Source organism: bacterium (genome assembly GCA_026708055.1).
Lineage (GTDB): Bacteria > Actinomycetota > Acidimicrobiia > Acidimicrobiales > CATQHL01 > VXNF01.
Window position 1 is genome coordinate 32,565 of record JAPOVS010000050.1, and the last position, 9,813, is coordinate 42,377.

Here is a 9,813-nt window from a genome sequence, read left to right on the forward strand (position 1 = left end):
GTGATGCCCCCACTTCTCAGCATGATGGGCGTGTCGAAGGCCTTCGGTCACGTCGTGGCCCTCGCCGGGGTCGACCTCGAGATCCAACCCGGCGAGGTGATCGGCCTGCTGGGTGACAACGGCGCCGGCAAGTCGACGCTTATCAAGATCCTCTCCGGCGTCTACTACGCCGATGAGGGGAGCTTCACCCGCAACGGCGAGCCGGTCACGATCACCGATCCCAACGACGCCATGGCCCTCGGCATCGCCACGGTGTACCAGGATCTCTCGCTCGTTGAGACGCGCCCGGTGGCCCACAACATCTACCTCGGGAGGGAGCCGCGACGTTGGGGCATCGTGTTGAACCGCCGCAAGATGGAGCGTGACGCCACCGAGTTGCTGGAGCGCCTCAACATCAGGCTTCCCTCGGTACGCGTCGACGTGGGCGTGCTCTCGGGGGGCCAGCGCCAGGCGGTGGCCATCTCCCGGGCCGTGGCCCAGGGCGGCGACATCCTGCTGCTCGACGAGCCGACCGCCTCGCTCGGCGTGGAGCAGACCGCCCAGGTACACGACCTCGTCGTCGACATGAAGTCCCACGGCAGCGCCATCGTCCTCATCACCCACGACCTCAGCGACATCCTCGACATCGCCGACCGGATCGTCGTGCTGCGCCAGGGTCGGCTGTGGGCCGACACGCCCTCTGCGGCCACGACCCAGACGGAGGTCATCGGCTGGATCACCGGGGCGCTGCCGTCGCAGTTCGCCAACGGCACCTCGACCAACGGCACCTCGACCAACGGAGGGTCGTCGTGATCCGGTCTCCGGAGCAGCGGGCATGGCCGGCGGCTTGAGTTCCCGGATCCTGGACTGGGGCATGAGTGGCCTGCTCGTGTCGCCCGAGGACCGCCGGCACCCCTGGTGGCCGTTCAGGCGCCTCAACGACTGGACGATCCCCGGTCTGCTCGTCGCGCTCGCGGGCCTGTGCATCTACTCGTGGCAGCGCTCTCCCTACTTCTTCACCGTCAACAACTTCGTGAACATCGGCGAGGCCCTCTCCATCCGGGGACTCATGGCCGTCGGACTCACGGTGCTGCTGATCAGCGGCGGCCTCGACCTGTCGATAGCCGCCGTGGCCGCGTTCACCGGGATGTTCGCCGCCATGATGATCAACGCCGGCGTCAACGGCGCCGTCTCGGGACTGGTCGCCCTTGCGTGCGCCGCCACCATGGGGCTCATCAACGCCTTCATCATCGTGCGGCTCCGGGTCAACCCGATCATCGCCACACTCGGCACCCTCCTGCTGTTCCGGGGGCTCGCCTTCGTGGTCAGCGAGGGCGACAACATCGTCATCGGCGTCAACGCCTGGAGCACCTTCGGTCGGGGCGAGGCGCTGGGCATCAAGGTGACGCTGTGGGTGTTCGCCGGGGTGCTGGTGTTCGGCATGTGGTTCATGCGCCACTCGTTCATCGGGAACAACCTCTATGCCATCGGCGGCAACCCCTCGGCCTGCCGGAATGTGGGCATGAAGGTGGACCGCATCCGCATGTGGTCGTACGTGGCGATGGCCATCCTGTCGGGCATCGCCGGCATCGCCTTGATGTCACGGGGTGGGACCGCCCAACCGGCCGCCTTCGAGGGGGCCGAATTGGAGATCATCACCGCGGTGTTCCTCGGGGGTGTGGCCCTCACCGGAGGCCGAGGCAGCCTGCTGGGCACGTTCCTGGGCCTGATCATCATCGGTGTCATCACCAACAGCTTCGTTCTCACCAACGTGCCGATCTACTGGCAGATGGTCGTCCGGGGCATCATCCTGATCCTGGCCGTCTCCATCGACAGCATCCGAAGAGGCGGCGGCTACCGGTGAGGTAGGGGTCGGCACCCACCGGCCCCGTACTCAGTTCGTCGTTCCGGCGGAGAGCCTGCCCCGGACCCGATCCGGGGCCGGACTCCAGAGCAATGGCCAGGGGACCCCAGCCTCTCACTTGGCGGTCCGGGCGGTTGCGGTCCAGCAGATGGGACTCGAGATGGATGAGTATTGGTTGTTGCAGGCTTTATGGGAATATCTCGACAAATACCGCAAACGTCGATAATCCCGACAATAGCCAATCGTCGGGGTGTGGACTCCGTTTCGATGTGACCGAGGGATACCCGTACTTCCTGCAGGAGTTCGGGAAGCAGTCCTGGGACATCGCCGCCGGTCCTGCCACGATCACGAGGGGCGATGTGGAGGCTGCTGTTCCCGTAGCCAAGGAGGAACTCGACACCGGCTTCTTCCGGGTTCGCCTCGACCGGAGCACTCCCGGCGAGCGGGCCTACCTCTCGGCGATGGCCTCCCTCGGCGCCGGGCCCTATAGATCCGCCGACGTGGCCGCCGTGATGGGACGCACGACGCCGGGCGCCGGATCGCTGCGTGATGCCCTGATCAAGCGCGGCCTCTGCCACGCGCCTCGCCGCGGCGTCATCGCGTTCACAGTGCCCATGTTCGATGACTTCGTCCGTCGCCGGCTGACGCACCGGCCATCCCTGGAGGCGCGGCTCGAGGCGGAGCGTCGGCGCCAACGCGCGGGAGGGATCGACGACACTGCGGAGCGATTCGGGCGACTGCCTGCGCTCGACGAGCGGGAGCCTGACGGCATCATCGGCTACGACGATCACGGGCTGCCGTCGTGAACGTCGTCGACACCTCGGTGATCGTCGCTGCGCTCTTCGGCGGAGACGACTTCTCCCGAACCGACGCGCTCGTGGGCTGACCGGGCCGCGCGCCCCGGCCACTCACTCGGCGGACAACCCCTCTGGCTGACTGTGATCAACCCGATAGCCATTTGCACCTAGGATCCATTGGGGATCGTGACCGCGCATTTTGCTGTTGAGAAGGCGGCGCCGGTCTCGGCGTTCGCTTCGGCCGCGTTGTCTCTGTCGTTCAGGGTTCCCGAGTTGGCGGCCACGATGTGGGTGGTCCCGGTCTTCGTCGCGACGGTGGCGGGCTCCCACTGTGCGGAGAGGCCGGCGATGTCACCGTAGGTGATCGCGAGCCGGGCGCACTCGTCGGTACCCGCTGCGTTGACGGCGTTCTGCTTGTCGATGATCGCATCCATCGCCGCCGTCCCCGAGCCGGCGTTGGCGGTGTTCAGTGACGTGACCTCGGCGGCGGTGTCGACGGCCTGCGCCTCGGCGAGTGTCGGCAGCAGCGCCCTCTTCTCGCGGGTGATGCGTTCGGCGGCGACCTGGGCGGCTGTGCCCCGGGCGCTGCTGCCGCTGATCTGTTCGGCGGTGTCGTCGACGACGTTCTGGACGAGCACCACGGCGAGCGCGGCGAGGCCGGCCACGGCGGCGACGATTAGCAGCCATTCGAGCGTGGTCAGGCCGCGCTCGTCGGCCCGACCCCGGCGGAGCCGCCCGACTGCCTGCGTCGCGCGGCGCAGCGTTCCGTACGCAGGGTCGGCGGTCGTTGTGGTCTTCTGCGTTGCCTGCATGGAGTGCTCCTTGTGCGGTGCTCGTGGTGTTTGCGTAGGCGACTCTCGGGTCTCCCCGATGGCTGACGGTGCCTCCGAGGTTGCCCGCTCAGGAGCGGGTGTGAACGACCGGATTGCTGCGGGACAGCAGCGGCCGTGAGACCGCAATTCAGCCGCCCATCCCGGCGATGCCGCCGCCGGTGAGCGCCGTGAACGGCGGGTAGATGAGGATTCCGGCCAGAGCGATCGCCACGCCCGTGGCGGGCAGAACGATGATCTGGGCGCGGCGGGCCGCCTTCTCGCGTTCGCGGCTCGTCTCCTCGTCCCACAGAGCGTCGGCGGCCACCAGGATGGCTTCCGAGAGGCGCGTGCCACGACTGACCGCTAGGCCGAGGGAAGAGACGATCGGCACGAGGTTCGTGATTCCGTACCGGTCGACGAGATCGACGAGACCCTCCCAGGGCGGGCGCCGCTCTTGCTGGGCCGCTAGCAGGAACCGGTGCAGCAACCGCCACCCTGGCCGGCGCCCGGCACGGGACGCGACGAGCATGGCCGCCGCCGGATCGGCGCCAGCGGAGACCTGCTGGGCCACGAGGATCGCCCAGTATCGAACGATCCTGTCCATCTCGTCGCGGAGCTTCCTGGCGGTGTCTCGCACGCCCAGCAGCGGGAGGAGCCGGCCCACGAGTGCGCACCCGCCTGTGAGTAGCGCGAAGCTCGCCGGCCCGCGGCCGGTCAACGACGCGATCACCACACCCGCGGCGAGTCCGCCGAATAGGCCCAGGATGCGCTGGCGAGCGTAGGTGACCGGGGTGAGGCCGACGAGGCGCAGGTTCGGCAACTCGCCGGCGGGGCGGGCGATCAGCGACATCAACGGCGGCACGGGCGCCTCGACGGCGGTGTGGCCGGCTGTCGGCGAGGCGGGGTCCACAGCAGGAGCCGGCTCGGGTCCTGTCTCGGCCGCTGCGGCGCCCGGGCGCGGTCGGCGCAGGCCGAGCACCACGAGCGCAACGCCGACGAGCGCCGCGGCGGCGACGATGAAGGCACCGGGGTTCACAGCGGGTCCTTCATGGTCTCCCGGCGGGTGGGCGGCGCCAACACCGAGCGCTTCTCGCGGACCACCGAGTGGTGCACCAGGAATGTCGTCGCGATGAGCAGCAGCCCGGAGATGCCCACGAGCACGAGTTGACCGGCCCCGGCGCGGTAGGGCTCGAAGTAGGCGGGGTTGTTGCGGTACATGAGGATGACGACGCCGGCTGCGAGGGACAGCAGGGTGATCGTCTGGGTCCAGAGTTGCACCACGGCCTCCGTCCTGCGGTTGTGCAGTTCGACGATGTCGCTGATGCGGGCGTTCAGATCCAGCAGGGGTGAGGCCACCGAACCCCCGGTTGTGGCAGCCATGCGCAGCCCGGCGGCCACTTCGGGCTCCCAGACGTGGCCGGCGGCACCCAACTCCTCGAGCGCCGCGTCAATGCCGTCGACCCTTGACCTCGCCGCGACGACTTCGAGCGTGGGGCGCAATTCCGGCGGCGCGTACGGCACGCTGGCGGCGATGGCGTCGTTGAGCCCGGCGCCGGCGCGGGCCAACTCGGCGAGTTGACGGGTCCAGAGCTGCCAGGCCCGTGCGAGCTTGGACTGTTCGCGGCGGCGGCGGGGCGCAGCCATGAACGGCGGGAGCAGCGCGCCCAAGCCGCCGAGCAGCACCGCCATGCCCAGCAGCCCGGTGGCATACCAGCCGAGGATCAGGCCTCCCAGGGCGCCGAGGATCTGTGCCAGCCCCACCTTCGACAGCCGGCGCCGCCCGGCTCCGGCGGGATTCTTGGGATGCTCCGGCTCGGGTTCACCGCGGGCACTGCGCCGCGCCCCTGAGGCGCCAGTCGCTCCGGCGGTGATCACGGCAAGACCCACCACGGCTGCTGCGACGAACAACAGCCCGCTCACGGCGTCCTCACGGGGCTACGAGGTCGCGGGCCCGCTGCACGGAGTCGAGGAGACCCTCAGGGGGCCAGCGCGACGTGTCGAGGCCGCCTTCGAGGATGCGATCGATCACCTCGGGATTGCGGGGTTGGGAGCGCAGCATCAGCGGGGCATTGCGTGACGTGCGCCCGAAGATCTCATGGGTCTCGAAACGCTCACCGTCGGCGCAGGAGACCTCGGCGATGGAATTGACGCCCCGGAATCCGGTACGGGGGTCGCCGCGCAGGTGCACGACGAGGTGGATCACCTCGGCGACCTCCTGTACGAGTGCCGACTGGATCCCGGCGCCGCCCGCCGCCAGGCAGTAGCGCACGAGCCGGCTGAGCGCCTGGCGCGGCGAGGAGGCGTGGATCGTGGCCATGGAGCCGTCCGAGCCGGTGCCGCACGCTGACAGGAAGGTGGCGGCCTCGGACCCGCGCAACTCGCCGACGATGACCCGGTCGGCGCCCGAGCGCAGCGACCGCTTGGCGAGTTCCTCCATGCTGATCTCGCCGGAGCCGTCGCTGTTGGCCTCGCGGGTCTCGACGGCGAATGTCAGCGGGTGCGACTGGTCGAGGAACAACTCGAATGTTTGCTCGAGGGTGCAGACCACCTCTGAAGGCCCGACCTCGGCGAGCAGGGCGCGCAGCAGCGTCGTCTTGCCGGCGCCGAGGGCGCCGCACACCAGGATGTTGGCCGGCCCGGGCGGGCGCACCGCGGCGCGCAGGAACTCGGCCGCCTGCTCCGAGAGCGACCCGGACTCCACGAGATCGTCGAGCCGCACGTCGCGGTGGCGGTGGCAGCGCACCGTCAGGAACGGGGCGCCGCACACCTCCATGGCCGCGAAGACGCGTTCGCCGGTGCGCAGGCGCAGATCCAGCAGCGGCGAGGACTGGTCGAAGCGGCGACCCGTCTGGCCGTGCGTGGTGGCCAGGTGGGCAACGTAGCGGACCATGTCCTCCTCGTCGCCGAACACGGGCTCACCCACGAGCTCCTGGCGGCCCCCCGACAGGCCCAGCATCACCAGCTCGGGTCCGAAGCAGTAGATGTTCTCGACGTCGTTGCGCTCGAGGAAGCGCTGCAGCGGGCCGGCCCCGAGCAGCCCCGCCATCTCCTCCTGCAGCCAGCGCAGATCGTCGTCGGACAGCACCCGGCCGGTGGTGTTGAGTTCCCGCGCCAGGCGCGAACGGATGGCGCCGTCGGCAAGATCCCGGCAGCCCTCGGCCACGGCCAGCGGCTCGTCGTCGTTCTCCTCGACGTTCAGCCGGTAGTCCTGGACGAGCGGCAGCACCTCGTCCCAGATCTCCTCACGCAGAGACATCCCGCCTCCTCCACTGGCGCGTCCGGTTCTCGGACTCGGCCTCCGCGTCGGCTCCGGCGCCGGTCCGGGCCGGGGTCGCAGAGGTCGGTGCCGCGAGCCGGTCCTGGGGCAGCGATGTCACGACGGTCCCCGGATCGCCGGTGGCGTCGATGACCCCGCTGAGGCGACCCGTCACCTCGGCGAGGACCGTCCCGAAGGACGAGTCGCGGCCCCGGAACCGCATCCTGAGGAGCTTCTCGTCGGAGATGAGCGGCAGGCGGCCGATCACCTCGAGTCCGGTGATCCGCTGCAGCGCATCGTCGGCCGGCGGGGAGTCCGCCTCGGCGAGGAGCAGGCGCAACTGCGCGGCGCTGCCGGACAGGCCGGCCTGTCGCAGCCAGGCGGCGAACGCCTCCGCGGTCCCCTCGCCGGCGAAGCGCTTGTGATGGACCAGCGCCGAGGCGTGCTCGAGCAGCGGCAGGACGGCGTCGAACTGCTGCCACGACGGTACCGAGACGATCACCCGCCGAGTGCGGTCGAGTTCGCGCAACTCGGCAGCGCGCTCGGCCAGCCAGCCGCCGGCGACGCGCCCGCCGGCGGCGCTGTCGGGCGCGAACAGCAGCCACAGCGACTCGGGCCGGGCGCCCAGGCTGTAGCAGTGCGCAGCCAGCGCGTCGACCCGCATCGGGTCTCGCGCTGCGATGAGTGTCGGCAGGCCGCGGGCAGCCGGCGAGAACGGCGCGCCGAGGGCTCGGCCGCATCGCCGCGCCAGGCGCGACCCGGTGGCGTCGGCGTCGACGAACAGCGCCCTCCGGTCGCTCTCGCTGAGCCGCCGGCCGAGCGCCAACGCCAACGATCCCGTGTCGAGGCGCGTCCGGTCGCCGCCGGCGACGACTAGCACGGTGCGTCTCCTACGGCGCCCATTGCAGGTACGCCGCGTCCACGGCCTCCACCAAGGCTCTGACCTCGGACGCGTCGAGTTTGCGGTCCGCCGGCTGGTTCACCGGCAGCACGATCGGCGTGGCGCCCAGTCGTTGAGGCAGGTACGTGTAGTAGGCCCAGCGGTCGGGAGGAGCCCAGAACGTGGCGACGCCGCCGTCCCAACCCTCCAGCACCCGCGACTCGATGACGCTCGGCGGGCGGCCGGGATCACCCAGCCCTAGATCGTTGATCTGCGCCGGCCGGCCCGGATCGACGATCAGTACCAGATCGCCGTCCCGGAGCGGCGCAGCGGCACCGGCCTCATCAAGCGGCAGGCTCACCTGGAACCACCCTGCCGGCGCCGTCGGCAGGGCCGCCACGTCCTGTCGCCACCGGGACTCCCACACGGCGTCGAGTTGGGCCGCCATCTGCTCGGCGTCGGTGCCGTCGGGGACCGGCAGAACCAGCGGGTCCGCCCCGATCTCGGTCGCCAGGAGCCGCCACTCGATCCATTCCCGCGGCGGCACGAACAGGCGCACCGACGTCCCCTGGAATTCCCGCAACTCGAGCGTGCGAATCACGCGGCGCGGCCTGCCCGAGTCACTTGCGGTCGGTTCGGCGCCCGGGTCGACCAGCAGCACCAAGTCGCCCGTGCGCACGCCGGACGGCACGAGACGCGTGTCGAGCGGCACGATCACCTCCAACTCGCCCGGACCGGCCCCGTGAACGGGCTCGGGCTCCGGCAGCGACGCCTCAATGAACTGCGCCTCCGCCTCCCACTCGGCTGCCCACACCTCGTTGAGACTTCTCGCCATCGCCTCGGGGTCTCCACCGGGCGGGACAGGCAGGACCTGTGGAGCCGACCCCAACGCCGCGTGCACGTCCCGCCATTGGGCCCACTCCGCCGGCGGCACGAACATCCGCATCGAGCTGCCGTCGAAGTCGCGCAACTCGAGCCACTGGAACACCTGGCGAGGCCGCCCCGGGTCTCTTTCGGTGGGGGGCGCGCCCGGATCCACCAGGAGCACGAGATCGCCGCGCTGCGGTGGAGTCGGGACGAGACTTGTGTCGAGCGGGACGATGACCTCCAGATCCTCGCCCGAAGGCGCCCCGGCGGGGTCGAAGAACAGGCCGCCGTGCACGACGGCACCCGCCGGGATCGGCGCCAGGGCCACGAGGCCGCTGAGCGCGCCGGCGGCCATCGGTGACCAGGCGATGTGGGGGATGCCGCCGATGTCGACGCGGACGCCGGCCAAATCGCCCGCGGACACCGCACTGCCGCGGGGAATGTCCACCGCGGCGACGAGGACCTGCTGCGGCTCCTCGAAGAAGCCGGAGGTGAGCAGGTAGCCCGCCACCCCGCCGAGGAGCACGAGAACACCGAGCAGAACGATGAGGAGACGGCGCCGCGATCCGGAACTCCCGGTCGTCGCGACGGCGGCCGGCTCGCCGGGTTGCTGGTCGGATGAGACTGTTCCGAGGACTGACACGGCCTGTGACAACGAACCTTTCTACCGGGTGCCGCGCACTTGGCTTCGAGGAGCAAGGGACCGGCATGCCGATGGCTCGGTGGGACCGACCGAACTGTCCTCGAGACAGGCGATGCGCCGCGAGGCGTCAATCCAGCGGTGGTGCAGCAATGTGACCTCCGAGGTGCCCAGAACCGGCAGCGGCACAGCGTTAATATCTGTATCCTACTGAATACTTGGTGAAAGCTGCAATCCATCGGAAACCGTCCACGTGCCGGAGGAGAGGATCGGGCGGGCATCGCCGTGTCTGTAAGGTGTGTTCATCGTGGACGAACTCGTCGACCTCATTGCGGGCCGTGCGGTGGCCGACGGATCCAACGAGTCATCCTGGCCGGGCCTCACCTACTACCGGTTCAATGGCCCGGCGCGGGTCCACGACCAAGTCGCGAGATCGCTGTCGATCTATGTCGTTGCCCAGGGTCACGGACGGGTCGAATTCAATGATCGGACTTGCGTATGCGGCCCTGCTGACTTCTTCGTCGTGGCGCAGGGCACGCGGCTGGTAGCCGACGTGCTCGAGGCTTCGCGCGACAGGCCGCTGCTCGCAGCGAGCCTGCGGATCGATCCCGTGCTCACGATCGAGTTGCTGAGCCAGATCGAACAGTGCCTCGAGAGGCCGCGGGCGGCGGCCGGCCGCCCGGCCGGGGGGGCGGGCGCGCGCGGGGCGGGGGGGGGG

10 protein-coding genes are annotated in these 9,813 nt (G+C 70.0%); 4 read left to right on the forward strand and 6 right to left on the reverse strand.

Features of this window, described 5'->3' with window-relative positions:
• Positions 1-3: 3 nt before the first annotated feature.
• The 3 genes from OXG55_10510 (at position 4) to OXG55_10520 (ending at position 2,649) form a co-directional block, all read left to right on the forward strand.
• Complete coding sequence (locus OXG55_10510; protein ID MCY4103672.1) at positions 4-792, forward strand: ATP-binding cassette domain-containing protein; 789 nt, start codon at positions 4-6, stop codon at positions 790-792.
• A gap of 22 nt (positions 793-814) precedes the next feature.
• Positions 815-1,843, forward strand: coding sequence for an ABC transporter permease (locus OXG55_10515; protein ID MCY4103673.1), 1,029 nt, complete (start codon positions 815-817; stop codon positions 1,841-1,843).
• A 269-nt stretch (positions 1,844-2,112) separates the two neighbouring features.
• On the forward strand, positions 2,113-2,649 hold the full coding sequence (locus OXG55_10520; GenBank protein ID MCY4103674.1) for a hypothetical protein: 537 nt from the start codon (positions 2,113-2,115) through the stop codon (positions 2,647-2,649).
• A 158-nt stretch (positions 2,650-2,807) separates the two neighbouring features.
• Here OXG55_10520 and OXG55_10525 read toward each other — a convergent pair whose 3' ends face one another.
• From OXG55_10525 to OXG55_10550, 6 genes are all read right to left on the reverse strand, one after another.
• Complete coding sequence (locus tag OXG55_10525) at positions 2,808-3,452, reverse strand: hypothetical protein (protein ID MCY4103675.1); 645 nt, start codon at positions 3,450-3,452, stop codon at positions 2,808-2,810.
• A gap of 148 nt (positions 3,453-3,600) precedes the next feature.
• On the reverse strand, positions 3,601-4,488 hold the full coding sequence (locus tag OXG55_10530) for a hypothetical protein (GenBank protein MCY4103676.1): 888 nt from the start codon (positions 4,486-4,488) through the stop codon (positions 3,601-3,603).
• Positions 4,485-5,372, reverse strand: coding sequence for a hypothetical protein (locus tag OXG55_10535; protein ID MCY4103677.1), 888 nt, complete (start codon positions 5,370-5,372; stop codon positions 4,485-4,487). Before OXG55_10535 ends, OXG55_10530 begins: the two co-directional genes overlap by 4 nt.
• A 7-nt stretch (positions 5,373-5,379) precedes the next feature.
• On the reverse strand, positions 5,380-6,708 hold the full coding sequence (locus OXG55_10540; GenBank protein MCY4103678.1) for an ATPase, T2SS/T4P/T4SS family: 1,329 nt from the start codon (positions 6,706-6,708) through the stop codon (positions 5,380-5,382).
• On the reverse strand, positions 6,695-7,588 hold the full coding sequence (locus OXG55_10545; protein ID MCY4103679.1) for a hypothetical protein: 894 nt from the start codon (positions 7,586-7,588) through the stop codon (positions 6,695-6,697). The genes OXG55_10540 and OXG55_10545 overlap by 14 nt, the downstream gene beginning before the upstream one ends.
• A 10-nt stretch (positions 7,589-7,598) precedes the next feature.
• The gene (locus tag OXG55_10550) at positions 7,599-9,110 is read right to left on the reverse strand and encodes an SAF domain-containing protein (GenBank protein ID MCY4103680.1); all 1,512 of its coding nucleotides are present in this window, start codon (positions 9,108-9,110) and stop codon (positions 7,599-7,601) included.
• A gap of 292 nt (positions 9,111-9,402) precedes the next feature.
• On the opposite strand from OXG55_10550, the gene OXG55_10555 reads away from it, so the two are divergent.
• A partial coding sequence (locus tag OXG55_10555) for an AraC family transcriptional regulator (GenBank protein ID MCY4103681.1) occupies positions 9,403-9,813 on the forward strand: 411 nt, incomplete at its 3' end.

What these genes read in the sequence shown, in the direction of transcription:
- OXG55_10510 (MCY4103672.1), top strand. Translation starts at nt 4, where the DNA reads ATGCCCCCACTTCTCAGCATGATGGGCGTGTCGAAGGCCTTCGGTCAC.
- OXG55_10515 (MCY4103673.1), top strand. Translation starts at nt 815, where the DNA reads ATGGCCGGCGGCTTGAGTTCCCGGATCCTGGACTGGGGCATGAGTGGC.
- OXG55_10525 (MCY4103675.1), bottom strand. Translation starts at nt 3,452, where the DNA reads ATGCAGGCAACGCAGAAGACCACAACGACCGCCGACCCTGCGTACGGA.
- OXG55_10540 (MCY4103678.1), bottom strand. Translation starts at nt 6,708, where the DNA reads ATGTCTCTGCGTGAGGAGATCTGGGACGAGGTGCTGCCGCTCGTCCAG.